Source organism: Listeria cornellensis FSL F6-0969 (assembly GCF_000525855.1).
Taxonomy (GTDB): Bacteria; Bacillota; Bacilli; order Lactobacillales; family Listeriaceae; genus Listeria_A; species Listeria_A cornellensis.
The window spans coordinates 1-1,118 of the sequence record NZ_AODE01000077.1 but is presented as its reverse complement, the minus strand read 5'-3'; the positions used below and the strand labels follow the sequence as shown (position 1 = coordinate 1,118).

Here is a 1,118-nt window from a genome sequence, read left to right as displayed (position 1 = left end):
AGGCGATGGTTGTCGTACCGTTTTTGATCACGATAGCGCTGTTCGCTTCGCCTGTTCCAGAAACGCTTGTGGAATCGGTTGTCAGCGCGCCAATCGTTGTTTGGGCGATGGTGTCATCGGCGATCGTGGTGCTGGCCGTCGATATTTTACCGTTCGATGCTTTCGTTACTGTTGCAGAAATCGTAGAGCCACCCGCTTGTTTGGCGATGATAAAGCTGTAGTTACCGGCGCTGTCTGTTTTACCAGAGGCGATGGTAGTCGTGCCGTTTTTGATCACGATGTTGCTGTTGGCTTCGCCTTTTCCAGAAACGCTCGTGGAATCGGTTGTCAACGCGCCAATCGTTGTTTGGACGATATCGTCATCGGCAATCGTGGTGCTGGCCGTCGATGTTTTACCGTTCGATGCTTTGGTCACTGTCGCTGTAATGGTTGAACCGCCGGCTTGTTTGGCGATAATAAAGCTGTAGTTACCGGCGCTGTCTGTTTGACCAGACGCGATGGTTGTCGTACCGTTTTTGATCACGATAGCGCTGTTGGCTTGGCCTTTTCCAGAAACACTTGTGGAATCGGTTGTCAACGTGCCAATCGTTGTTTGCGTAATCGCATCATCTACGATGGTTGTGCTGGCCGTGGATGTTTTACCGTTCGATGCTTTAGTTACTGTCGCCGAAATGGTAGAACCGCCGGCTTGTTTGGTGATGTTGAACGTGTAGCTACCGCTGCTGTCTGTTTTACCAGATACGATGGTTGTCGTGCCGTTTTTGATCACGATGTCGCTATTAGGTTCGCCTTTTCCGGAAACGCTTGTGGATTCCGTTGTTAACGCGCCAATCGTTGTTTGGGCGATCGTGTTATCTACGATGGTTGTGTTAGCAGTCGATGTTTTACCGTTTGAAGCTTTTGTTACTGTCGCCGTAACGGTAGAACCGCCCGCTTGTTTGGTGATGTTGAAGCTATAGTCACCGGCGCTGTTTGTTTTACCAGATGCGAGGATTGTGCTACCGTTTTTGATGACGATGTCGCTGTTAGGTTCGCCTTTTCCGGAAACGCTTGTGGAGTCGGTTGTCAACGCGCCAATCGTTGTTGGCGTGATGGCATTAAACAAGGTGTTGGCAGTT

Annotated in this window: 1 protein-coding gene; it reads right to left on the bottom strand. The window is 50.1% G+C overall.

Annotated elements, in window-relative coordinates; all coding sequences use genetic code 11:
• Positions 1 to 1,118, bottom strand: a 1,118-nt coding sequence (locus PCORN_RS19550) for an Ig-like domain-containing protein (RefSeq protein ID WP_036082724.1), incomplete at both ends; no start/stop codon positions are given.